The sequence below is a fragment of the Sinanaerobacter chloroacetimidivorans genome, from assembly GCF_018128545.1.
GTDB lineage: Bacteria > Bacillota > Clostridia > Peptostreptococcales > Anaerovoracaceae > Sinanaerobacter > Sinanaerobacter chloroacetimidivorans.
Genome location: NZ_JAGSND010000001.1, coordinates 40989 through 64797, shown reverse-complemented (window position 1 = coordinate 64797; position 23809 = coordinate 40989). Strand labels below are relative to the sequence as shown.

The 23809-nt window shown below is 43.2% G+C and carries 22 protein-coding genes, 1 pseudogene and 1 riboswitch; of the genes and pseudogenes, 2 read left to right on the top strand and 21 right to left on the bottom strand.

Features of this window, described 5'->3' with window-relative positions:
* Positions 1-113: 113 nt before the first annotated feature.
* The gene (locus KCX82_RS00335) at positions 114-923 is read left to right on the top strand and encodes an alpha/beta fold hydrolase (RefSeq protein WP_227016447.1); all 810 of its coding nucleotides are present in this window, start codon (positions 114-116) and stop codon (positions 921-923) included.
* Positions 924-962: 39 nt separating this feature from the next.
* Here KCX82_RS00335 and KCX82_RS00330 read toward each other — a convergent pair whose 3' ends face one another.
* From KCX82_RS00330 to KCX82_RS00230, 21 genes and pseudogenes are all read right to left on the bottom strand, one after another.
* Entirely contained in the window at positions 963-2021 is a 1059-nt protein-coding gene (locus KCX82_RS00330; protein WP_227016446.1) for an HD domain-containing phosphohydrolase, read from the bottom strand.
* 42 nt (positions 2022-2063) lie between these two features.
* On the bottom strand, positions 2064-4148 hold the full coding sequence (locus tag KCX82_RS00325) for a PAS domain S-box protein (RefSeq protein ID WP_227016445.1): 2085 nt from the start codon (positions 4146-4148) through the stop codon (positions 2064-2066).
* A gap of 147 nt (positions 4149-4295) precedes the next feature.
* Positions 4296-5078 carry a bifunctional hydroxymethylpyrimidine kinase/phosphomethylpyrimidine kinase gene (gene thiD / locus KCX82_RS00320; RefSeq protein ID WP_227016444.1) on the bottom strand — a complete coding sequence of 261 codons (783 nt, stop codon included), beginning with the start codon at positions 5076-5078 and terminating at the stop codon, positions 4296-4298.
* A 1-nt stretch (position 5079) separates the two neighbouring features.
* Entirely contained in the window at positions 5080-5730 is a 651-nt protein-coding gene (thiE, locus tag KCX82_RS00315) for a thiamine phosphate synthase (protein ID WP_465250598.1), read from the bottom strand.
* Positions 5708-6532, bottom strand: coding sequence for a hydroxyethylthiazole kinase (gene thiM / locus KCX82_RS00310; RefSeq protein WP_227016442.1), 825 nt, complete (start codon positions 6530-6532; stop codon positions 5708-5710). Before thiM ends, thiE begins: the two co-directional genes overlap by 23 nt.
* Positions 6513-7700, bottom strand: coding sequence for a putative hydroxymethylpyrimidine transporter CytX (gene cytX, locus KCX82_RS00305; RefSeq protein ID WP_227016441.1), 1188 nt, complete (start codon positions 7698-7700; stop codon positions 6513-6515). Before cytX ends, thiM begins: the two co-directional genes overlap by 20 nt.
* Before the next feature lie 61 nt (positions 7701-7761).
* Positions 7762-7869, bottom strand: a riboswitch (TPP riboswitch).
* Positions 7870-7960: 91 nt separating this feature from the next.
* Positions 7961-9445 (bottom strand): Lsa family ABC-F type ribosomal protection protein, encoded by a 1485-nt coding sequence (locus KCX82_RS00300; protein ID WP_227016440.1) that lies wholly within the window; start codon positions 9443-9445, stop codon positions 7961-7963.
* A gap of 441 nt (positions 9446-9886) precedes the next feature.
* On the bottom strand, positions 9887-10672 hold the full coding sequence (locus KCX82_RS00295) for a nitroreductase family protein (protein ID WP_227016439.1): 786 nt from the start codon (positions 10670-10672) through the stop codon (positions 9887-9889).
* 97 nt (positions 10673-10769) lie between these two features.
* A complete protein-coding gene (gene hydF / locus KCX82_RS00290) occupies positions 10770-12023 on the bottom strand; it encodes a [FeFe] hydrogenase H-cluster maturation GTPase HydF (protein WP_227016438.1) in 1254 nt (417 codons plus the stop codon).
* A gap of 14 nt (positions 12024-12037) precedes the next feature.
* Positions 12038-13420 carry an aspartate ammonia-lyase gene (locus KCX82_RS00285; RefSeq protein WP_227016437.1) on the bottom strand — a complete coding sequence of 461 codons (1383 nt, stop codon included), beginning with the start codon at positions 13418-13420 and terminating at the stop codon, positions 12038-12040.
* Positions 13411-14532 (bottom strand): [FeFe] hydrogenase H-cluster radical SAM maturase HydE, encoded by a 1122-nt coding sequence (gene hydE / locus KCX82_RS00280; protein WP_227016436.1) that lies wholly within the window; start codon positions 14530-14532, stop codon positions 13411-13413. Before hydE ends, KCX82_RS00285 begins: the two co-directional genes overlap by 10 nt.
* Positions 14533-14543: 11 nt before the next feature.
* Positions 14544-15995, bottom strand: a complete 1452-nt coding sequence (gene hydG / locus KCX82_RS00275) for a [FeFe] hydrogenase H-cluster radical SAM maturase HydG (RefSeq protein ID WP_227016435.1) — start codon at positions 15993-15995, stop codon at positions 14544-14546.
* A 36-nt stretch (positions 15996-16031) separates the two neighbouring features.
* Positions 16032-16280 (bottom strand): TM1266 family iron-only hydrogenase system putative regulator, encoded by a 249-nt coding sequence (locus KCX82_RS00270; protein ID WP_227016434.1) that lies wholly within the window; start codon positions 16278-16280, stop codon positions 16032-16034.
* A gap of 221 nt (positions 16281-16501) precedes the next feature.
* Positions 16502-17803, bottom strand: coding sequence for an APC family permease (locus KCX82_RS00265; protein ID WP_227016433.1), 1302 nt, complete (start codon positions 17801-17803; stop codon positions 16502-16504).
* Positions 17804-17983: 180 nt separating this feature from the next.
* On the bottom strand, positions 17984-18403 hold the full coding sequence (locus tag KCX82_RS00260; protein WP_227016432.1) for a YjdF family protein: 420 nt from the start codon (positions 18401-18403) through the stop codon (positions 17984-17986).
* A gap of 173 nt (positions 18404-18576) precedes the next feature.
* Positions 18577-19194 carry a lactate utilization protein gene (locus KCX82_RS00255; RefSeq protein ID WP_227016431.1) on the bottom strand — a complete coding sequence of 206 codons (618 nt, stop codon included), beginning with the start codon at positions 19192-19194 and terminating at the stop codon, positions 18577-18579.
* A gap of 217 nt (positions 19195-19411) precedes the next feature.
* A complete protein-coding gene (locus KCX82_RS00250; protein WP_227016430.1) occupies positions 19412-20821 on the bottom strand; it encodes a hypothetical protein in 1410 nt (469 codons plus the stop codon).
* A gap of 97 nt (positions 20822-20918) precedes the next feature.
* Positions 20919-21092, bottom strand: a complete 174-nt coding sequence (locus KCX82_RS00245) for a hypothetical protein (RefSeq protein ID WP_227016429.1) — start codon at positions 21090-21092, stop codon at positions 20919-20921.
* A gap of 49 nt (positions 21093-21141) precedes the next feature.
* The gene (locus KCX82_RS00240; RefSeq protein ID WP_227016428.1) at positions 21142-22095 is read right to left on the bottom strand and encodes a right-handed parallel beta-helix repeat-containing protein; all 954 of its coding nucleotides are present in this window, start codon (positions 22093-22095) and stop codon (positions 21142-21144) included.
* 106 nt (positions 22096-22201) lie between these two features.
* Positions 22202-22393 (bottom strand): hypothetical protein, encoded by a 192-nt coding sequence (locus KCX82_RS00235; protein WP_227016427.1) that lies wholly within the window; start codon positions 22391-22393, stop codon positions 22202-22204.
* Positions 22383-22517, bottom strand: a pseudogene (locus tag KCX82_RS00230) (helix-turn-helix transcriptional regulator); the annotation flags it as partial. The gene KCX82_RS00235 and the pseudogene KCX82_RS00230, both read right to left, overlap by 11 nt.
* 134 nt (positions 22518-22651) lie before the next feature.
* Here KCX82_RS00230 and KCX82_RS00225 point away from each other — a divergent pair.
* Complete coding sequence (locus tag KCX82_RS00225; protein ID WP_227016426.1) at positions 22652-23758, top strand: DUF362 domain-containing protein; 1107 nt, start codon at positions 22652-22654, stop codon at positions 23756-23758.
* The last annotated feature ends 51 nt before the right edge of the window (positions 23759-23809 follow it).

Here is a 23809-nt window from a genome sequence, read left to right as displayed (position 1 = left end):
AAAAGGCTGCCTTTTTTATTCTGATTTATTTGGAGCTGCCTTTTTCTAATTCTTACATTGATACTGAAGGAATATGATATAGAAAAGCCTAAAAGACAGAAGGAGGATAGAATATGGAGCATTTTATCAAAGTCGAACCAGATGTGGATATTTTCGTACATGAGGTGAATCCGGAAGGGAAAAAGACCATTTTATTTATTCATGGCTGGCCATTGAATCATAATGCTTATGAATATCAGTTTGATTACCTTCCGGCAATGGGATACCGGTGTATCGGCATGGATACCAGAGGATTCGGCAAGTCCAGCAAGCCCTGGAGAGGATACGGTTATGACAGGATTGCCGACGATATCCTATGCGTAGTTCGGCACTTGCATTTGAAGGATTTTGTACTTGCCGGACATTCCATGGGAGGGGCGGCAGCCATCCGATACATGGCAAGGCATGACGGCTTTTGTGTATCCAAGCTCGCACTTTTTGGGGCGGCTGCTCCCAGCCTCACCATTCAGCCTGATTTTCCCTACGGAGTGCCGAAAGAAGCTGTCACCCAAATGATCGAGCAAACCTATCAGGACCGGCCAAATATGCTATGGCAGCTGAAAGACATGTTCTTTTACCAGAAATTATCCGAACCCTTCCTCAACTGGTTTTTCCAGCTTGGACTCCGGGCAGCGGGCTGGGCCACTGCGGACTGTGCGGTTACCTTCCGTGATGAAACCTTGTTTTTCGACCTGGGGAAAATCAATGTTCCCACTTTAATTCTTCACGGTATCCACGACAGAGTATGCCTGTTTCCATTGGCGGAAGCCATGAAAAAAGGAATCAGAAATTCCGTCCTGATCCCCTTTGAAGACAGTGGTCATGGATTATTTTATGAACAGAAGGATGAATTCAATGCAAAGCTGGCTGAGTTCATCGGGTAACCATATCTTAGTTTCTTTTGCTTTGAAAGTTTGGTCTTTTTAAATCGGGAAATGAATTTTATGTTCCAGGTCTTCGATTTCATAGTAATCTTTGCGAAACAACTCTACGCAGGAAGAGACAATATCCTGATGATAATAAACTCCTGCATTTTGCTGAATTTCATGGAGTGCGGCATCCAGTCCAAGAGCCGGCCGGTAAGGCCGATGCGACATCATAGCTTCCACCACATCTGCCACCATAATGATCTTTGCTTCCACAGTAATGTCCTTATCCTTCAGCCCTCTTGGATATCCGCTGCCGTCACAGCGTTCGTGATGCTGGAAAATGGTTTCTCCAACGAAACTGGGCAGATCTACTTTCAGCAGCATATCGTAGCCGCTTAGTGCATGAGTTCTGATCATTTGCATTTCCAAAGGGTTCAAGGTGCCGGGTTTTGACAGGATTTCCGTGGGGATAACAATTTTTCCCACATCATGAATATAGCCGATGATCCGCATAAATTCCACAACCTTGGTTCCCAGATTCATCCTGTCCGCAATGGCGGCCGATAGATTCCCCACTCTGCGCTGGTGCCCCGCAGTATAGGGGTCTCGAGCCTCAACAACGGAGGAAAGTAACGTAATAATACCCTGCATTGCATTTTGCAGCGCAGTAGTCCTTTCCAGAAGAATCCCTTCTAAACCTTTCTGATAGATGAGATTTTCTTTTTCCAGAATTAGTTTTTCATCGTTTAAGAGCTTAATTTGTTCTGCATGGCGGATCGCTTTCAAGAGGACGTCTCTTTTGATAGGCTTCGTCAGATAATCATTGGCCCCGCTTTGTACTGCCTTCACCGCAGTATCCACCGTAGGCTCTCCTGTCATAATAATGACCTGAACGGTTTGCGATTTTTCACGAATTTGTGATAACAATTCTATGCCTGATATTTTAGGCATAATGATGTCTGTAAGAATGATATCAAATTCCTCTTCTTCTATCATTTTCAACGCTGATTGGGCATCCGGGGCAGAAGCGGTCTCATAACCGTCATTGCTCAAAAACTCAGACAAGGTAATGCGCATACTCTTTTCATCATCTACTACTAAAACTTTACTCATCTATAACCCTCCCTGTATGTAATCTCCTGCCGGATTTCGCCTTTATTCCAATGTCCATCCGTTATCTACAGGCAAATCAAGAATAAACTTCGTATAACAACCTTTTTTAGTATCTATGGTAATTTTACCGTGATGATCCTTTACGATTCCAAAGCTGATGGAAAGTCCAAGCCCCGTTCCGATTTCTTTCGGTTTTGTAGAGAAAAACGGTTCAAACACTTTATCCAGCAGTTCTTCCGGTATGCCGTTCCCATGATCCTCAACCGTAATTTTCAGCCATCTGCGCCCTTCGCTGTGATATAGACTGCAACGAACACGGATGATCTTATCTTCATCATAATCTTTATATTTCTCATTCAGTGCATCTCTGGCATTGGTTAGCAAGTTCATCAATACTTGCTGAATCTGCTGGCTTCTGCATTTAATATCCGGCAGATTCTCATCCAGCTGAACATCCAGGGTGATCTGATCTTTTTTCACCACAGTATTGATTAAGGAAATGGTCTGATTGATAATATCATAAATGCTTGCATAACTGTGGGATTGTTTTTCCTGCCTCGAAAACTGGAGCAGATTTTTCACGATTACCGCAATCCGTTCCGTTTCGTTTATAATTTCCTTTGCATATTGATTTTCTTCCTCAGAATTCCTTTCATTTTGATCCAGTATCAGCTGTGCGTAGTTCATGATTCCATTGATGGGGTTATTGATTTCATGTGCAACGCCCCCTGCCAGTGTACCGATAGCCTCAAGTTTCTGCTGCTGACGAAGTTGGGCCTGGATTTCATTCTTCGAATGCTCCAGCCGTTTTCGGTCGGTGATATCCCTTGCAAAAACCAGTGCTCCATCCTTCCCGTCATAATGAATGGGAACCGCCGTAACGTCCACATCCACAGGAGTGCCATCCATTTTTAAAAACACTTCTTCCGTAGGCAGAAGCGGTCTCTTCTCAATATTCAATGTGTACATTCTGGACTCTACAGTGGCATGGAATTCCGGATCAAACCGATCCATCACCGATGAGCCGATAAGCTGGTCAGGTGACTCCGTACCAAAGAGCTGATATGCATACTGGTTGGCAAAGGAAAATCTGCCTTCCGTCTGAATAAAAATCGCTTCCGGAGCACTCTCAACCAGTAATCGGAATCGCTGCTCGCTTTCTAAAAGTGCATTATTAGCAGCGATACGCTGTGAAATATCATGGACTATGGAGTAGATTACCACTTTGCCATCCAGTCGAATAGGTCCGCTGTATACTTCCACATCGACAATATCTCCGCATGCTTTTCTGTGGCGGAAAAAGAAGTGGTTTCTCTTCTCCGTTGCCGACTTGTTCATTTCAACTTTTACATCTTCAGGGCTTAAGGTATTGATTTGAGAGATATGCATAGATTTGATCGTATCTATAGACCAGTCATAAAATTTAGCGGCCGCGGGATTGGCATCCAGTATCGTTCCATCTTCGGGATCAATGAGGAGCATAACTGCAAGGCTGTTATTGAATAAACTTTTATATCGTTCTTCCGCTTCGGAAATCTGGATCAGCGACTCATTCCGTTCCTTCTGACGGAGCAATAGCAAGCTAAGCAAAACGGTTCCGATGGGATATATCAATAATACCGGCAGGCTGATGGCCTGAAAAACTTCATACGACACAGGCCAGGGCAGAGTAAAGGTACAAGCCAGCATAATGATGTGTACCACGATTCCAAAGAGATAAATATTCAGCCAACGATATTTGGAATGATTCTTCAGGATAAACTTCCGCCAGAGAATACCTGCTAAAGCAGAGCTTAAAATGACGGATATGCCCATAACCGCTCCGGCACCCCCGAGTATCAGCCGGTAAATCATCAGAATCACCGAAGCAACCAATGCGGGTATGGTACCATAGGTTAAAGCCGTTACACTGATAAGAATGGACCTTGTATCGAAAAAAATTCCGTCAGTCAACTGAAAATGGAGAAGCATGATACCAAGTCCAATAATTCCAATAAGCAGGCCATTTATAACGGGAGTAAACTGTCTCCATTGAACTGGTATGATATAACTGATTTCATAGACAATGACCAAGGTCATCAGCAGAGCTGAATTGTTGATTAAACCAATGATGATAGTAGTATCCATAATTCTTACCCCTTTCAAAAGTCTGAACGCTTTGACACTCATCATTCCTTCTTAATCTCTAATTAGGTAAAGGATACCACTACCATCGACATATTTCAAGAAATTTCTGTATAATGTGATTCCTAATAGATCGGATTTCTCCCATTGCTATCTTATCGCATAGCAATGATTGAGAGGCCCCCGCCCCTTTCCGACATCAAAATGATCCCGCAATGCTCCTGTGATATATTTTTTCGCAAGCAGGACACTATCCGGAACGGAGTGGCCCTTTGCCAGATTGCACGCGATGGCAGAAGACAAGGTGCAGCCTGTTCCGTGAGTATTGGGGTTGTTTATTTTTTCTTCCCGGAACCAGTATTCTTTACTCTCATACAACAGTAAATCATCGGCACTGCTAAAAAGATGCCCCCCTTTAATCAAAATACCTTTTCCGGCAATGGAAGAAAGTTTTTCAGCTGCCTTTCTCATATCATCAAGGCTATCAATTTGAAAGCCGCAGAGGGCTTCTGCCTCCGGAATATTCGGCGTAATGACCTCTGCAAGAGGTATCAGTTTCTCTGCTAAAACTTCCACTGCATGATCTTTCAGAAGCTTCCCTCCGCTGGTGGCTACCATTACCGGATCCAATACGATGTTTACCCCTTGATACTCCTGCAATTTCTCCGAAATAACAGCAATAATATCAGGATTGGAAACCATTCCGATTTTTATGGCGTTCGGTTTGATATCCCGAAAAATACAATCCAATTGTTGAGCAACAAAATCGGGGGTGACATCCTGAACTCCGTAAACACCCGTGGTATTTTGTGCTGTCAGCGCCGTTATCACACTCATGGCATAAAGCTTATGGACGGTAATGGTCTTGATATCTGCTTGAATACCTGCCCCGCCGCTGCAGTCCGAACCTGCTATTGTCAATACTTTTTCCATTCTATTCTCCTATCATCTCATCTGCCAGCCTTCTCAAATTTGCTGTTGCCTCAAGGATATCATCCGCCCCAAAAATAGCGGAAACCACCGCTACTCCTGCTAATCCTTTCCCTGCTAATTCCGGCAGGTTGGAGCTGTCGATACCGCCGATGGCCACCACAGGGATTGATACGGCAGCACAAATTTCCTTCAGTACGGCAAGGGAAACCTTGTCGGCATCCAGCTTGGTAGAGGTTGAGAAAACAGCCCCAACCCCCAGATAGTCTGCACCCTGTTTCTCGGCTTTCAATGCTTCTGAAACAGTCTGTACGGAAACGCCAAGGATTTTATTCTCTCCTATGAGTGCCCGCACATTTCCCGCTTCCATGTCCTGCTGTCCTACATGTACACCGTCAGCTCCGCAGGCCAAAGCAATCTCTGGATGATCATTGATGACAAAAGGAATTTTGTATTGATCCGCAACCTTTTTAATTTCCCCGGCTTCTTGTAAAAATGCCTCTTTATCGAGATTCTTTTCTCTCAGTTGAAGAAAGGTTGCTCCGGCACGGAGAGCCATATCCACCTGTTCCGACAGCTTTTGTTTCCCAAGCCAGGCTCTGTCAGTCACAGCATAAAGCCGTAAAGAAGACTTATTTAATTTCAATTTTAGCACCCTCCTTGAAAAGTTCCTCGGTTATTTGACTTAAACAGTCGATAAGGTAGGTGCGATAGGAAGAAGTCCCTTTTCCTTCTTTCTGAATTCTGTCATATGCCAGTTCTCCGCAAATACCCATACTGCATACCGTGGCTGCTGCTGCATCCAAAGGCCGTTCAGGGTTAGCGGCTGCAGATGCTGCGATAAGGGCTGTCAGCATGCAGCCAGTGCCTGTAATTTTTGACATGAGTGCATTTCCGTTTCTGATGATATACGATTTTTGATGATCAGCCACAATGTCAATGGCCCCGGTTATTACGATGATAGATTTCGTCTTTTCACTCAGTTTTTTTGCGAATGCCACCGTTGCATCCAGATTTTCCTCCGTGACCTGATCGCTGATGTCCGCATCAACTCCCTTTGTTGAGCCTGCTCCTGAGGCGATGGTCTTGATTTCAGAGATGTTCCCTCGAATGACTGTAAATCCCACCTGATCCAAAAGGTCAAAAGCCGCTTTAGTACGCATTGAAGATGCTCCGGCACCAACGGGATCCAGGACTATTGGATGCCCCAGTTCACAGGCCTTCTTCCCGGCTTTCAACATGGAAGCAATGGTTCTCTCATTCAGTGTTCCGATATTGATGTACAAGCTGCTGCAGATCGTTGTAATCTCTTCCACTTCGTTGACGTCATCAGCCATAATGGGGGAACCTCCCCAGGCAAGCAGCGCATTGGCACAGTCATTTACCGTAACATAATTTGTAATACAGTGTACTAAAGGTGTGTTCTCTTTTACATTTTTAAGAATTTGTGTAAGCATTTTTCCTTCCTCCATTTACAATGATACATAAAATACTGATAATCGCCATAACCGGCAGCGTGCTCCCCAAAGGGGTGTCAATTGACATGAACAGACGGTAGATGATGAAACCTGCCGCCCATAATGCAAGATTTTTGATATCCACGACCTTTGAAGAATGATCCTTCTTCAGGATAAAATAATCCGTTATTAAAATTGCCGTCATTGGAGCAAATACGGAACCGATAAAATATAAAAAGTTCTCATATTGCTCTATCGGGGTAAAGATCGCTAAAAGAGTTCCCGTTACACAAACGATCATGGCAACCCACCGATCCTTTACCTTGTCTGTAATACTGACAAAACTTACTCCGGCTGAATACACATCCAAAAATGTTGTAGTTACAGTGGAAAATATAATGATAATCACTCCCAGCAATCCTAAACCCGCTTGCAGCATGATTTGTGCAATATCGGACTGCCCTGTAAAGATTGCTGCTCCCAATCCAATGGTGTACATCCAGCAGCTTGTTATAAAGTAGACTATGGTGCTGACAGAGGCGGCGGTTTTAGGCTTTTCTGCCGCTTTTACATAATCGGATATTAACGGAAGCCATGACAGCGGCATCGCAGCAGACAGCTCCACGGCAAGACCAAAACTCAGACCCATTTCTGCAGCCATCGGTTCTCCCCGAAAAACGACACCGCTTAATATAATTGTACAGAGAAACAGTGCACTCATTGCCACAATATTAATCTTGCTGATGTTCTTAATTCCTATGAAGATCCAAATCAATATCAGGATACCGATAAGTATGCACCACAATGATACCCCTTCTATCCCAAGAGGTTCATTTAAAATCGCCCCTGCCGCTCTGGCCCCTCCGATAATCATCACCGCTGTCCAGCCTACCAGCTGGATTATGTTCAGTACGGAAAATAAAACGGAGCCCTTCTTCCCAAAGGATCCTTTTACGGTGTCCATGGCACTTTTTTCCGTATTTGCTCCGATGAGAGCAGCAAGATATAAAAGGATACATCCGATCACATGCCCCAAGATAATTGCCGCCAGCCCCTTGCCCAAGCCTAAGGGTGCAATCAGGGTCCCAGTCAGAATTTCTGCAATAGATACCGCGGCGCCAAACCAGATCAAGCCGCTGCTGAAGATCGTCATTTTTTTTTCTTTCATTTCATTCAACTCCTAAAAAAAATAGTGGGAAACACCAACCGGAGTCTCCCACTTTTCTTTTTGAAATCAAAATGTTCTTCCCTACGTTGGCATTATCCAAATCAGGTTATAAGGGTCGAAGTTTGATTACTTCCTCTCAGCCTGCACACAAGCTCCCCAAATATTCACTTGTCCTTTATCATATCACAGCCTTTCCGGCTCGTCAACGACTCTCCTGCTCTTTTATCAATCTTCTCACTGCCAAAATCTCCCGCAGCCTTTTATTTTGTCAGCGTAATCTGCGCTGTCGCAATATTTCTGATAAAGCATCGATCATGCTCTACGAAAATCATGGTGGGCCGGTACTGCAATATCAGCTCTTCAATTTGCATGCGTGAGATGACATCAATATAGTTTAACGGTTCATCCCAAATATATAGGTGGGCTTCCTGGCAAAGGCTTTTTGCGATAAGAACTTTTTTCTTCTGCCCGGCACTGAACTCTCTCAGATCTTTATCAAATTGTGTCCTGGAGAAGTCCAATTTGCGCAGAATTGCCTTGAACAAGCTTTCATCAATGCTTTCCTCTCTGGCAAAGGTTCTTAAATCTCCCTGTAAAAAGGAAGTGTCCTGGGGTACATAGGAGATTATCAGACCACTGCCTGTATGGTAATTTCCGCGATATTCGATCTCTTCCCCGAGGATCAGCTTTAATATGCTGGATTTTCCGGAGCCATTCTGACCCTTTATAGCAATTCGATCTCCTGCGCTTACAGAAAAGCTTATCGGATCCATAATTTTACGCTCATCATAAACAACGAACAGATCAATTGCCTCCGCCAATTTGCTTTTATGGTAGCTGACAGGCTTAATGGCAAGGGATTCAACAGTTTCCAGATTCTTCAGAAGTTTGGATTTGTCCTCAATGGATTTCTCCATTCTTGCTTCTATGGTTTTTGAACGTTTCATCATTTTAGCAGCTTTATGCCCGATATAGCCTTTATCAGGTTTGATTCCTGACAGCAAAGAGCCGTTCTTTGTGCTTTCCACCTGGTCTGACCATTTTGCGGTACGTTTTGAGGCTTCTGTCAAATTTTTGATTTCTTTTTTCAGTTTTTCATTTTCCGCCAGTTCAAACTGGTCCATTCTATCTTTATTCAATTGCCAGGTTGAGAAATTCCCCTTCTGGATTTCTATATCTGCTTTGTTGATTGACAAAATGTGATCCGTACATTGATTAAGAAAAAAACGGTCATGAGAAACCAGAATAAATCCTCTTTTGGAATTCAGATAATTTCCTACAATTTCACGCCCCCTTAAATCCAGATGATTGGTGGGTTCGTCGATGAGCAGGAAAGCCTCTTCCTTCATAAAAAGTGCTGCCAGCAGCACCTTCGTCTGCTCTCCGTTACTTAACGTGGAGAAGGAGCGATATAAAACCTCTTCCGGCAGTTCAAGCAGAGACAACTCCCGTTTCAGCTTCCACAATTCAAGATCCGGAATCATGTCCTCGATGATCTCAAGGGTATCCCTCTCCTTATTTTCGATTTCATATGGGAAATACTCGAAAGAAACGTTGGATGAAATGGACCCGCTGTACGGATACATTCCTAGCAAAAGCTTTAGCAGTGTTGTTTTCCCCCTGCCGTTTCTCCCGATCAATCCGAGTTTCCAATTTGTATCCATCTGAAAGGATGCATTCTGGAATATATTTTCATAGCAGCTGTCATAGCTGAAAGTTAAATTTGAAATATTGATTAACGACATATGCTTACCTCCTTCAGAAAAGCGGACCGCCGCTTTTCAAAAAAATAACCGCAAGAAAGTTATCTTGCGGCTCCATAAACAGAAATCGGTAAACTGCCTTTTAACAGAAAAAATGTAGGCATTCCAAATTCAATAGGAAGAGTTGATCACTATTCGTAACTTTCTTGCTTTGTGTGCACAGCAAAACCGGCAACCAAATAGTTGCTGTTCCGTTCTGAAGTGCTTATTTACATGTTTAGCAAGAAAAATTACGCATCCTTTCAACTCCAATCTTGTCGTAATATCAGGTGCCGGACAACGGTGATTCCCTTTCATCCAACAAACCTTTTTTATTATATAGCAAGAGTCTACTTCTGTCAAGTATTATACTTTACAGGTTTTGTATAGACTCTGCTTTATACTTAGCAGCTCTCGTTCTAAGCCTTACAGGCTTGTTATTTGTCATTCTATCCATCGTATTGCCGGTTTTTTCTTTCGATTGGGGATGTGAATATAAGTTTCATTTTCAGGATACCCCACCATTAAGGCGCTGCAAATCTGACAGCCCTCAGGAAGCTGCAGCAGTTCTCTTACCTCGGGAATTTGATTGGACAGCCTGGTTAAGTAACCTGCCCAGCATGTACCGATTCCCTTTGACTGCAGGATTAGTTCAGCCGTATATAAAGCCAGAGCGGAATCTACCGGCGGATTGATGGCATTCGGTCCGGTATAGGACATAATAATGGTATTTGCCGTTCCCATTACTACGTTATTGCCATGTTCATACTCTTTTGCTACTTCAGGAGAAATCCCTGTTTTCTCTATGTATTGTAAAATAAGATGCATGATTTCCTGAATTTTATCTACTTGATTGATCACAATCCATTTTGTGGGATGCTGATTTTTTGCGCTGGGGGCCCAGGCGGCCACGTGAAGGGCATGCTCCAATTCTTCCTTTGGTACCGGCTCCGGTTTAAAGTGACGATAGGACCTTCTCAGAAATAAAAAGTCCTCCAGCATACCGGAGAAGTTTTCGGGCAATAGAGGCAGCTCCCCGGGCAGGGTTCCTTTTTCGCTATCAAGGCCTAAAGCCTTCTCAGGACAGACAGCGGCACAGTGCATGCAGTTTAAACATTGTTTTTCCGGATGAATCGACGGCTTTCCGTCCTTTACTTCCAAAACCGTAAAGGGACATACAAAAATGCATCTTTGACATCCGATACATTTATCCGAATCAATGGTAACCATATGATATCCTCCTATTATGAAAAGAAATTTCAGATTGAATCATACAGAACAAGCTGTGTATGCTTTAGGGATCACTCCCCTGCAGCCGCCCTGCATCTCAATCATTATAATCCCAATTTTCTTCATAAGCAAGGGAAGCTGCCGGAAATGGTCTGATTGCCCGTTCCAAAATTCCCTGTACATAAGCGATCAGAATACCATAGTTGGTAACGGGAACACCTTGTTTCAGCGCCTTGTTTACACGATACTGCATCTCCCTCCGGTTAATCATGCAGCCCCCGCAATGAACAATGACCGCATACTCTTTGATATCCTTCGGAAAACCGGCTCCCGAAGCCCACTCAAAGGAAATTTCTCCTCCCGCAATTTGCCGGATCCAGCGAGGAATCTTTACCTTTCCAATATCATCAGCCTGTCTGTGATGGGTGCAACCCTCGACGATCAGCACCTTTTCACCCGGCTGCAGTCTCTCAATTCTTTTGATTCCTCTTACCATTTCTGCCAGATCTGATTTTTGTCTGGCAAAAAGAATGGAAAAAGAAGTAAGCGGGACATGGGGAGGCGTATCCGCCGACACTTTTAAAAATGCCTGGGAGTCCGTAATCACAATAGCAGGGTCTGCTTTCAGACAATCCAATGTCTGCTTTAGTTCATGTTCTTTGGTAACCAATGCGATTCCATCGATTTCAAGGATATCCCGGATCGTCTGCTGCTGGGGCAGAATCAGCCGTCCCTTTGGGGCTGCCTTATCAATGGGGGTAACCAGTACTGCAATTTCTCCGGAACCCATCAGATCTCCGATAAGAGCAGGCTCCCTGTCATCGGGATTGTTGTGCCGGGCAATTTGATCTTTTAATTCATCGATCCCTTCCCTTTTTAAGGCGCTCACACAAATGACCGGCACTTTAGCAAGTTCTTTGATTTTTTCAATCTCCGTTTCCCGGCTCCCTGCCTGATCACATTTATTTAAAACATAGATGCACGGAATTTGACGTTCCGTCAGCTCTTTGACAAATGCCAGCGCTTCAGGGTCTGTTCCCCTGCCGAACTCTCCCACCACAATGGCAAAGTTGCATTTTCTTAATACTTCATAAGTTTTTTCGATTCGAAGTTCACCAAGTTCACCTGTATCGTCAAAGCCTGCCGTATCAATAAACACTACCGGTCCTAAAGGCAACAGCTCCATGGCTTTATAAACGGGATCCGTGGTAGTGCCCGGCACCTGGGAGGTAACAGCAATGCTTTGGCCTGTCAGTGCGTTGATCAAAGAAGATTTTCCCGCATTTCTCCTGCCGAAAATACCGATGGTGAAGCGATTTGCCATGGGTGTGGTATTCATATTCTCTATCATGATAGCATACCTCCTTATTTGCTGGGTGTTGTAAGCTGCACCGGATTCAGGATTTCATCCAGTGTTTTTTTATCCATAAATCCATGTTCAAGAACAACCTCATGAACCGGTTTTCCTGTTTTCAGACACAGGGCCGCCACTTCACCGGCTTTATCGTAACCGATTTTTTTAATCAGCGCAGGAACCAGAACATAGCTATGATGTAAATGTTGAAGGCAACTTTCTTTATTTGCCTGGATTCCTTTAATACAGGAATTGGTAAACAAAGGCAAAACACGCAAAAGCATATCCAGCATTTCGAATAGATTTTTGGCAATCAGCGGTAAGAAAGCATTTAATTCCAGCTGGCCTGCCTGGGCAGCCATGGTGATCGCCATATCATTGGCTATGATCTGATAAGCTACCTGATTTACCGATTCCGCCATGACAGGGTTTACTTTTCCCGGCATGATGGAGGAACCTGCCTGCAGTGCAGGAAGGGATATTTCTCCGAAACCGGCTTTGGGCCCGGAGGACAGAAGGCGTAAATCACTTGCAATCTTCGAAAGGTTCACTGCCGCAGCCTTCAGTATGCCGGATACTTCTACGAAAACATCGCAGTTTTGGGTAGGATCCATCATATATTCCGCTCTGGCAAGGCCGATTCCGGTCAATTGCCGAAGCTGTTCAATCATGGTAAAAATATATGCCTTCGGTGCATTCAGACCGGTTCCCACCGCCGTACCTCCGATGTTCACCTGCCGCAGCCGTTCTTCTGCTTTATACAGTCTCCATCGATCCCTGGAGACAGCCTGAGCCCAGGCGCCAAATTCCTGGCCCAGGGTAATAGGAACGGCATCCTGCAGCTGAGTACGTCCGACTTTTAGCTGGTCTGAGAATTCCTCCTCTTTTTCCTGAAGTGCCGTCTGCAAAGCTGCCAGATGCTCCGTTACAGGTTTCATCAAACGAATTCCTGCAATGCGGACCGCTGTTGGAAATACATCGTTGGTGGATTGGTGAAGATTTACGTGGTCTAAGGGATGAACCAGCCGGTAGTCGCCTTTTTCCCCATGGAGCAGCTCGATAGCCCGGTTTGCTATGACCTCGTTCACGTTCATATTGGATGAAGTTCCTGCTCCCCCCTGCATACAATCCACGACAAACTGTTCTCTCAGACTGCCGGCTAAAATTTCATTGCAAGCCTCTATGATTGCATCTGCTATTTTTTTATCCAATGCTCCAATCTGTCGGTTGGTAATCGCGGCTGCCTTTTTTACACTAACAAGAGCAAGGACCAGTTCGTAATGGATGGGAGTTCCGGTAATGGGAAAGTTTCTTGCAGCTCTGGCTGTATGAATTCCAAAGTAATGAGAATCCTCCAGCTGCAATTCCCCCAGCATGTCGTGTTCTATCCGCACATTCCTTCGCCTCCCTCTTGCCTATCGATAGAAATTTCTCTTGAATCTTGCATATCTATATAGTCTCCTCTTGAAAAATCAGGAATATATCCTGCAGAGCGGATTCGGTTGGAAAGGCAGAACAGACACTCTGCCGCTTCTTCTCCGGTGCAGATCTTATTGTCATAGAGGGCGTAATCCTTCCGGTGCTCTATGGGGGAAAGATTAGGCATGACCACATTGGCTCCGGCTTTTAGGGCTTTTTCCCGTCCCTGATCATCTACGGTTCCTAAAGCTGTAGTTGCCGGTATCAAGGTCTTGGGCAGCATAATTCGGATCAAAGCCAGCAGGATAACGGTCTTTTCTGAGGAAGGAGCGGGATATCCTGCAAAATCAGTATCTTTATGAGGAATAAAGGGCCCGACTCCGATCATATGAGGATTTAATTCGCGCAGAAACAGGAAATCTTCTGCAAGGGTACCATAGGTTTGATAGGGGGATTCCACCATGAATCCGGCCCCAACCTGAAATCCGATTTCCTTTAATTGCATCAGGCATTCTTTTCTATGTGAAAAGGTCAGTTCCGAAGGATGAAGCTTGCCGTAATGGTTTTCATCCGCAGTTTCATGGCGAAGCAAGAAACGGTCTGCTCCGGCCTGAAAAATCTGTTCATAGGATTCCCTGCCGCGCTCTCCCACCGATATGGTGACCGCACAATCCGCAAATTGTCTTTTTATTTCTCTTATTATACTGCATAGCTTTTCATCTGTGAAATACGGATCTTCGCCGCTTTGCAGCACAAAGGTACGGAAGCCCAGTTCATAGCCTTTTTGGCAGCAGGCCAGGATCTCCTCCTCCGATAATCGGTATCTGCGGGCCTGTGCATTGCTTTTTCTGATACCGCAATAATAACAGTCATTTTTACAGTAACTGCTGAACTCAATCAATCCCCGGAAATATACCTTCTTTCCGTAATGGATCTCTCTCAATTTTTTGGCGCAGGAATACAGGGCTTCCCGTTCTTCTTCGGAAGCGTCTTCAAAGAAGTATCGTATGATTTCTTTCAGTTCCTCCTTTTGTACAGTATTCAGCCATTGTGAGGCACTGATTGGATCATTGAAATTTATCTTCATTTACTATCTCCTTATAAACGCAGATCCCGTTCTCCCTGTTCAATCCTGCTAAGATTCTCAAGGATTTTATCATATACGGGCTTGCCTTTGAATTGTTCCACCTGTTTTTTCAGGACTTCATTTCCAACCTGCTTTGTTTCCTCGGAAGCATAATCCAAAAGATATTCTTTCAGGGTTAAAATCGCATTGGGTACACAGTAATTTCGAACAAATTTTGACTTTGCCACTTTCATAAAATGTTCTCCAGTACGTCCTGCCCGATAACAGGCGGTACAGAAGGAAGGGATAAAGTCCATCTCTCCCATTTCACGAACCACATCATCCAGAGAACGAGTGTCCCCGATTGAGAACTGCTCTTTATTCGGCATCTGGTTCGCACATTTTGATTGAGCGTAAGCGCCTACGCCGATTCTGGTTCCTGCATCGATTTGAGATACACCAAAAGGCACTACCTCTTTTCTCATTTCTACGGACTCTCTGGCAGTGCAGATCAATCCGGTATAGGGGATAGACAAACGTAAAATTGCCACCAGCTTTTTAAAGTCGCTGTCACTTACCGCATATTCCGGGTGCTCGGAAAAAGGAGTATCCGTAGCAGGATTAATACGAGGGAAGGAAATGGTATGAGGACCCACTCCCCCGAAGGTTTCCTCCAGATGGATGGTATGATAAAGTAAGCCCATAATCTCAAAACGCCAGTCATACAGTCCGAAAAGAACCCCCAGGCCGCAATCATCAACTCCCGCTTTCTGGGCCCGGTCCATCACATAGAGTCTCCAGCGGTAATGGCCTTTAATGGTTCCGGCCGGATGCATTTTGCGATAGGTTTCGTGATGATACGTTTCCTGAAATACCTGATAGGTTCCAATACCCACTGATTTCAACTGCTTTAGCTCTTCCACAGACAGCGGCGCACAATTGATATTGGCACGTCTGATTTCTCCATGCTCCGACTTGACATTGTAAACTTGGTTAACCGTATCGCAGATAAAGTCAATCCCTGTTGCGGGAGATTCTCCGTAAACAAGCACGGTTCTTTTTTGGCCTTCCTCGATCATGATTCGGACTTCCTGCTCGATTTCTTCCGGGGTCAGCGTCTTTCTGTGTATTGATGCATTGTCACTTCGAAAACCGCAGTACTTGCAGTTGTTCGCGCATTCATCACTGATGTAAAGCGGGGCGAAGAAAACCATTCGATTTCCGTAAACTTCTTCTTTCAGAGAATGAGCTAAAGAGAACATTTCCTGTAACGTCTCTTCATCTTTATTTTGAATCAGAATTGCCGTCTCCTCCGGTTCCAGCCGAATACATTGCTCCGCTTTCTTCAAGACGCGCCTGACATCTTCCTTTGTAGGATTCTCCCATTTATTCAGCTGTTCCCATATTTTATCATCGTCAATAAAATCGTGGGGCATCCTGTCGTATTCCTCGAAACATTCCCTGTATTTTTCTAAAAAGTCCATATCATCTTACCTCTCTTCTTCCTGCCCTTTACGGCATCATAGATTTTTTGTAACCATGGATTTTACGGAAGCACCGTTGACTCTTCCCAGTTTTCCGGTGAATGCACTGATCTCATCATTGCTTCCATCTACAATAAGTGAAATAACCGATACCCCCCGTTCTCTGTAGGGGATTCCCATTCGTCCGATGATCAATCGTGCGTACTCGTGGAGAATGGTATTGATTTTCTCGATACAATTGTTATCTTCTACTACGATTCCAATAATTCCTATCCTGTTTTCCAAATTTTTATCACCTCTAACGAAAAAACTCCCTCTCCGTTTTCAGCACGGAAAGGGAGCGAATCAGACATCAGCAGATCGCTTTCTTCCCGCTCGGAGCCTCCTTACGGTCAGGTTCAAAAACTTGCCCTGTATCCCCAGGCATTTGTCATGCAAGCAGATACATTGCTCTTTTTATTGTTAATCTCATATTATCATAAGGCTTTTCTGCTGTCAAAAGCTTCTTATTGTTTTCTTAAATAATAAAAAACAGGGAGACCTACAAGGGTAATCCCGATGCCGATCATGGATCTTACAGGATCACTGAATATCGTGCTGGCCAGGATGTAAATTCCGCCTATTGCACCTATGACCGGTGTAACTGGATATAAGGGCACTCTGTATCTACCCTTTTGCGGAGGTATTTTCCGTCTTAGTAAAAATACGCCAGCGATACCCATGGTGAAAAAAATCCATAGCACAAAGACAAGCAAATCCGTCAAGGTGTTAAAGGTACCGGAGAAAATATAGATAACTGCTAAAACACTTTCAAAAATTAATGCATTTGCAGGAGTCTGAAACTTGGGATGAACGCTTCCCAGGAAAGCGGCAAATGGAAGCTGCTTTCTTTCTCCCATAGCTTGAGGGACTCTGGCTGCCGTCATTAAGAATCCGTTTAATGCACCAAATACGGAAATCATGATACCCACAGTGATAAATGCACCGCCTCCGTTGCCAAAAAGAGCTTTTGCAGCGTCCGTTCCGGGAGTTTGCGTTGAAATAATCACATCATAAGGCAGTACTTGAAAAATAGCAATATTAAACAGAACATATACGATCATTACGAACATAACCCCTAGAGAAATCACCCGTGGTAATGTAACGGATGGATTTTTCAATTCTCCTGCCATATTTGCAACACTGATCCAACCGTCATAGGCCCAAAGGGTACCAAGAATAGCGACTCCAAAACCGGCACCGGCTGCCGGCATCACGCTCAGGTTCTCGAATCCGGGTGTTTGTTTGGAAAATATGCCAAAACCGATAATCGCCATGATGGGAATCAGCTTTCCGATAGTGGCCAGTATCTGAATCACGCCTCCGCATTTCGTTGAGATCATGTTCATGGCCAGGATAAAAACCAGAACAGAGACAGCAAGGAGTCTTTCTTCTCTCTTGTCCATCTGGATAAAGAAACCGGAATAAGTAGCAAAAGCAATGGCCAGCGCAGCTACAGAAGCCGGATACGATATTACGGTCTGAACCCATCCTACAAGAAATCCAAAGGGTTTCCCGTACAATTCCTCCAGATAGGTATAGAATCCACCTGACCGCGGAATCGCTGCAGCGATTTCCGATACGGTTAAGGCTGCCGCAAGTGTAATAACACCACCGGCAATCCATGCCAGAATGCTCATAAGCGGTGAGCCCGCATTACTTAATACAATGCTGGGTTTCAGAAAAATTCCGGAGCCTATGATCATTCCTATTACGATAGACAAGGCTTCCAGGAATGTTACCGACTTTTTCAGTGAGCTGTTTTCCATAAAAAAGAAAACCCCTTCCTTGTAAAATATAATGTCATTACTACCATTATATCTTCCTTGTTTTCAAAGAATTCTATGCAAAATAAATATTGAAAAAAACAGTGTGACGATTCAGGGAAAAATAGTCTTATATAAAGACGAAGTTTTTTCTGTTCAGACAAAAAAAATAGGAGCAGTTTGTTATCTGCCCCTATGTTTTTCTTTCTTTTTTTGCTGTCTAAGCTCGAATTTTCTGTCTTCTTCCGCTTCTTTGCGCATCCTTCGTGATGACTTTCGTTCCTGAACCTTTTGCTCCTGCTGGAGTTTTAATGCCTGCTGTGCTTTGGTTCCAACACCATAGTTCTTTAATTGACGAGAAATTTCTCTCTGCATCCGTTTCGGATTCAGGTGCCGTGCTTCAAATTCATCGGTTGGAATGGGTTTACTGAATTTTATTTCGTTCCAGTCGTGAAGGATATAGTGATAAATCTCATAATCTTTTGGTTCGGAACCAAAGATTATCCTTCCTGCTTCCAAGTTTCCGTCTACGATTCGTTCATAAACCCCGACCCAAAAAGGATCTTCAAAGAAAACGGTAAGCTGTGCTTTCACTTGTATCATGTGAAATCCCTCCTTTATACATGAACAAAGAAGGGACAACCAAGGAGGCAGGTTACTGACAGCTTCTGCTGCGTCCGGACTACCAACCGGAACTGTGTTTTTATCTTTGCAAAGCCATTTTAATATGTTCTGAATCCGGCGTCAAGAGAAATACGGAATTGATTCCGGCAGCGCTAAAACCCCAGCCTTTCATTCAAAAGAATCACCTTAATTCTGTCTTTGGCAAACTGTCCTGTTATCAGCACAAAGTCATTGCAAATTCTCTCTTTATGCTTACAGTCGATGCAACGTCCTAGGCTTGTGCATGGTGTGTTTTTTCCAAGTCTTTTTGCATCAAGGGGTGCTGCGATCTGTCTTGTCCGATGAATCGCCTCTTCCAGATTCTCAACCAGTTTATTGATTCCGGCAACGACGATTACCTGCTTCGGCCCATAGATCATAGGGGCCACCCGGCTCCCATTACCGTCGATATTAAAGAGCTTTCCGTCCAAGGTAACCGCATTGGTTCCGGTAATAAAGGTGTCGGCGGAAAAGTTTTTTATATATAATTCCCTCTTATCCGAAGACGATAAACCCGGCTGATGTTTGTCATAAAAGATATAATCACCCCGGCGAAGAAATTCAAATACTCCCGTTTCTTCCAATGTAACAGAATCCCCCGACCCAACTGTTTCTCCGGGTAAAATAAGCTTCCCCAGCAGAGTCAACAATTCATCCCTGCTTTCTACATAATAACCTGCCATATTGTTTCGGTTTAAATTATCAATTACCTGTTTCATTTTATAATCCATAGCCAACCCTCACAGAATACTAGTTTTTTCAATATTATATCATAACACAAGTTACCAAGATGATTCAATGAACGTTTCCTCTCAGAAGCGCTGGTTCTCAATGGTATGCGTTCATTCTATCATAGAAAAAGTTATTCTTAAAAAGAGGGTGCATTTCCCGCAAAGCATACGCTAATTCATCTTATCTCGGACTGCTCGTGAAGTAGTCCGGGATTGTTTATTCTTTTTTCTTTATCATACGGCTGAAGCTTAAAAGGATTATAATTGCAGCTATGATTACAATTCCTCCAACCACAACAGGTGTTGCATATCCGAAATAGCCATACAACTTACCGGTAGTCCTGTCGATAAGCGTGATTTGTTCATCCTCATAGAGTGAAAACCGGAGATCCTGATCCGGCAAGGAAGAAAGAAAAGCCGTATACTCCCTTTCCCCTGTCTTTTCAAAGGAGACACTGCTGTCAACGAGATAAGGAGCTTCTTTTGGAGTCAAGATTTTTACGGATAAATCTTTGAAGTCTTTCCAATGTTCGGCAGGATTTAAAATATACTGAAAGGAATAAATGGGTTTGGCCGTTTTAGTCTTATCCATAGTGCCGAAGGTAGAATAGGATACTTCCACCGATTTTTCACTCTGTTTCGGAAAATCCACCGTATAAATAAATGTCATAATGCGCTGATATTGTCCCTGTTCCAATAGATCATGCTCTGAGCTGAAGCCCTCGTTTCTGACAAAAGAGACATCCAATGCCTTGCAATAGAGTTCAAAAATCTGCGGTTTATATCTTACTGTACCACCATAATTCATTTGTAATGTTTCTATATATTGATTAAAATAATTTTTAAAATCTATTTCCTGAACCGATAGATCATAATCAAATAAATCCGTTTTTTCTTCCAAGCTGCCGTCCGAAAAGCTCTGAACGTTGAAATCCAAATCTTCACCCATCACAAAGATTTCTAAAATTTGAGGTTCCATGCATCCGGATGCAATTCTAATTTTATCCTCACTGCGTTCATAACGATCAAACCCATAAGTAAGAACCTTTGTTTTTTGCGGGTTAAATTGAAACTCAACGGAAAAATGAATCCTTTCTTCTGAAGTCGGCCTGACCTGAAAACGATAAAGCGTTCCCTTAGATTCAAGAGTAAAATGCTTCGCTTGATAGGTTTTCTGCGATATCTTCTCTACAATATCCGAGAATTCAAATTCCAAAGAAGACTCTTCTTGAAACGGGCTGCCATGATTGCCCACCACATCACCGAAATAGATCTCATAGGGAACAGATTGACCATCAGCCGAAATCTTAATGTTTTCCGAATCAAGCTGATTTACAGATGAAATAAAAGGAAATGCCATTTGTACGGAGTGATCGACCTCAGTGGTATTTCGCATTTGATACGCAGCTTTTACGGTGCCGCTTATGGTAAAGGAGGATTTTTCACTTTTTGTGAGATCAAACTCCAACGTTTCCCTCGTGACTTCAATGGGAGAATTATCATCAACTGACATTAATTCATAATTAGGATACCCGGTCCAATATACAGGCCCGGAATTCCCATAGGACGACTGCGTTGAGAAAGATAAGATGAGAACGATTATGCTGAAACATACATATTTTTTCATAGAACCTCCTCAAAACCCAATTGGAAATTACTCTATTATTATTACAGAATATCTGAAACGATTCAAGGCTGAAATGATTCAGCCTTGAAACTAAATATTATAGTTTTGATAATGCTTTTTCTAATTTTTCAAATTCTGTTTTTACATGCTGTAAAGCAACCATCTGGTTATTTAACAAATTCTCAGGCAATCCGCCCAATTCTGTTTCTATTTTTGAAATGTGTTCTTTCTGACGATCGATTAACTTCATCAGTCGTTCTTTGTCTTCCAATTTTGTAACCACCTTTCCGTATGACTTTTTCCAGCAATACCCAAAAAAATCAGAGGCCGAATTTATGCCTGCATCCTGTAATATTTTGCAGGAGATTATTGTCAATGCCTCTGTTTGTAATATCCGCAGGAGTATTGCATTCAACTCTGTTAAAGAAAATAAAGTTGTCATTTGCCGTACTATTTAATAGAATACCTGAGTCTTTGTTAAAGGTGATCAGGTTGCTCTGGATAATATTAAAATCGCCTGAAATTTCAAGCCCGCTTTGACTGTTATCATGAAGGTCATTACGTCCTAAAAATGCATTGTTTGAAGTGACAACAGCACCGTCCTGAGCATTGCTTCCTTTGTTTTCAATTGCAACAATATTGTTTCCACTGGCAATCAGAAAATCGGCGAACGTCGCATTCACTGCCGTATTTCTGTAAACCAGATTATTCGCACCCCTGATTTCAAAGCAATTATCTCCGCAGTCACAGGCAAAATTGCTGATGAAAGCATTATTAGCGTCTACGGAAAGGAAAGACTCAAAACCGTCAAAGTTACTATCCTTTACTGTATTTTCAATCACCCAGTTACTTGTACTGGCTGCGATCAGCAGAACGCCATCATCAACGTTCCTGATCTTGTTTCTCCAAATCAGATTTGCTGAAGAACCAGCCACGAAAATTCCAAAAAGTTCAATCTGGGAAATACTATTACAGAGGATACGGTTTGCAGAGCCTCCTATGATTGCAATACCGAACACGATATACCTTCTGATAATCAACCCGTTTATTTCTACGCCGGTAACTCCTGCCAAAATGAAAGCTGCAACTAAAGTATTCGTTCCATCAAATATGGCACGATTACCAGCGGCTACAATTCGAATATAATTTTTACTAATTACCACCGTTTGATTATACACTCCATCAGCAAGCAGCAAAACGTCACCTTCCGAAACTGCTGCAGAAGCAATGAGTGCAGTGATATTAGTGGAAGGCGATACATTGATAATCGCCATAGTATCACGCCTTTCAATGAATTAAACTCATTATGAGTTATTATACTATATTCATAGAATTTGGAATTGTTACGAATTGCCGCCTGTCAGATGCTGTATATTCCTGTTACCGAAAGAAATAATAATAGCGGGAGGTGATATGCTGACCAAAATATCCTGCACCCAATCCAATTAATAGATAGGGCAAAATTTTGAAAGAGCCTTCTGCCGGAAATTTAAGCAATATAAATCCGGCTATTAAAATGATAAATCCGATAAAAGAAAGTAACCCTTCCTGTTTTAAATTCTTATTTTTCAACTGCGTCTTCCTCCTCATAGATAAATATTTCTTCAATAGACAAGTTAAAGTAACGGGCAATTTTAAAGGCGAGAATAAGGGAAGGATTATATCTTCCATTTTCCAGTGAGCCTATGGTTTGTCTGAAATGTCAAGTATACTTTCCATTATTTCAACAGATTCATTTTACACAAGAATCTTAATTTTATAATTGACTTAAAGTAGACTCTAAGTGGTAGAATAGGTTTTACATTAGAGAATTATCCCAGGAGGTGTATTATGAAAAAATCTAAAGTGTATTTTACCGATATGCGCTGTACCTTTAATAATAATTTGCTGCAAAAGCTGGAACGGCTGATCAGGAAAGCCGGTATTGAAACCATTGATTTTGATAATAAATTTACAGCAATTAAGCTGCATTTTGGAGAGCCTGGAAATCTGGCGTTTCTGCGGCCAAATTATGCGGCGGTCTTGGCAGGTGTTGTAAAGGAATTGGGAGGCAGACCCTTCCTGACCGACTGTAATACTTTATATGTAGGCGGAAGAAAAAATGCTCTGGATCATATTGATGCTGCTTATCAAAACGGTTTTTCACCACTTTCCACCGGTTGTCATGTCATCATTGCAGACGGTTTAAAAGGTACGGATGAAGCCTTGATCCCCGTTGAAAAAGGAGAATATGTAAAAGAAGCAAAAATCGGCCGTGCGGTGATGGATGCTGATATCCTGATCACTTTAAACCACTTTAAAGGTCATGAAGCTACCGGATTCGGCGGAGCCCTGAAGAATATCGGCATGGGCTGCGGCTCAAGAGCCGGCAAGATGGAAATGCATAGTGCCGGCAAACCATTTGTTTATCAAAAAACCTGTATTGGCTGCGGCAGATGCGTAGAAATCTGCGCACATGATGCACCACAGATTATAGATAGACTTGCCGCCATCGATCAGAATAAATGTGTAGGCTGCGGCCGATGTATCGGAGTCTGTCCAAAAGATGCGGTGCAGCCTGCGGGAGACGAGTCCTTTGATATCCTGAACAAAAAAATAGCAGAATACAGCTGGGCTGTTCTGCATGGAAGACCTCATTTCCATGTAAGTCTGGTGGTGGACGTATCCCCTTATTGTGATTGTCATTCAGAAAATGACGTACCTATTGTTCCGGATGTTGGTATGTTTGCCTCTTTTGATCCTGTGGCGCTTGATATGGCATGTGTCGACGCAGTCAATCGGCAGCCTGTAATGGCGGGAAGCCTGCTGGCAGAAAGAGAGCATCATCACCATGACCATTTTACCAACGTAACGCCGGAAACCAATTGGCGTGTCGGGCTCGACCACGCTGTTAAGCTTGGATTGGGAACCATGGATTACGAATTGATTGAGCTCTGAGTCAAGAGTCAGTAAGCAGCACAACCTATACAATAAAAGCATAGAATGAAA

What these genes read in the sequence shown, in the direction of transcription:
- hydG (WP_227016435.1), bottom strand. Translation starts at nt 15,995, where the DNA reads ATGGACTTTTTAGAAAAATACAGGGAATGTTTCGAGGAATACGACAGG.
- KCX82_RS00330 (WP_227016446.1), bottom strand. Translation starts at nt 2,021, where the DNA reads ATGAGTAAAGTTTTAGTAGTAGATGATGAAAAGAGTATGCGCATTACC.
- KCX82_RS00325 (WP_227016445.1), bottom strand. Translation starts at nt 4,148, where the DNA reads ATGGATACTACTATCATCATTGGTTTAATCAACAATTCAGCTCTGCTG.
- thiD (WP_227016444.1), bottom strand. Translation starts at nt 5,078, where the DNA reads ATGGAAAAAGTATTGACAATAGCAGGTTCGGACTGCAGCGGCGGGGCA.
- hydE (WP_227016436.1), bottom strand. Translation starts at nt 14,532, where the DNA reads ATGAAGATAAATTTCAATGATCCAATCAGTGCCTCACAATGGCTGAAT.
- KCX82_RS00255 (WP_227016431.1), bottom strand. Translation starts at nt 19,194, where the DNA reads ATGGATTATAAAATGAAACAGGTAATTGATAATTTAAACCGAAACAAT.
- KCX82_RS00300 (WP_227016440.1), bottom strand. Translation starts at nt 9,445, where the DNA reads ATGTCGTTAATCAATATTTCAAATTTAACTTTCAGCTATGACAGCTGC.
- KCX82_RS00295 (WP_227016439.1), bottom strand. Translation starts at nt 10,672, where the DNA reads ATGGTTACCATTGATTCGGATAAATGTATCGGATGTCAAAGATGCATT.
- KCX82_RS00335 (WP_227016447.1), top strand. Translation starts at nt 114, where the DNA reads ATGGAGCATTTTATCAAAGTCGAACCAGATGTGGATATTTTCGTACAT.
- hydF (WP_227016438.1), bottom strand. Translation starts at nt 12,023, where the DNA reads ATGATAGAGAATATGAATACCACACCCATGGCAAATCGCTTCACCATC.
- KCX82_RS00240 (WP_227016428.1), bottom strand. Translation starts at nt 22,095, where the DNA reads ATGGCGATTATCAATGTATCGCCTTCCACTAATATCACTGCACTCATT.
- thiM (WP_227016442.1), bottom strand. Translation starts at nt 6,532, where the DNA reads ATGCTTACACAAATTCTTAAAAATGTAAAAGAGAACACACCTTTAGTA.
- cytX (WP_227016441.1), bottom strand. Translation starts at nt 7,700, where the DNA reads ATGAAAGAAAAAAAAATGACGATCTTCAGCAGCGGCTTGATCTGGTTT.
- KCX82_RS00225 (WP_227016426.1), top strand. Translation starts at nt 22,652, where the DNA reads ATGAAAAAATCTAAAGTGTATTTTACCGATATGCGCTGTACCTTTAAT.
- KCX82_RS00250 (WP_227016430.1), bottom strand. Translation starts at nt 20,821, where the DNA reads ATGAAAAAATATGTATGTTTCAGCATAATCGTTCTCATCTTATCTTTC.
- KCX82_RS00265 (WP_227016433.1), bottom strand. Translation starts at nt 17,803, where the DNA reads ATGGAAAACAGCTCACTGAAAAAGTCGGTAACATTCCTGGAAGCCTTG.
- KCX82_RS00260 (WP_227016432.1), bottom strand. Translation starts at nt 18,403, where the DNA reads ATGATACAAGTGAAAGCACAGCTTACCGTTTTCTTTGAAGATCCTTTT.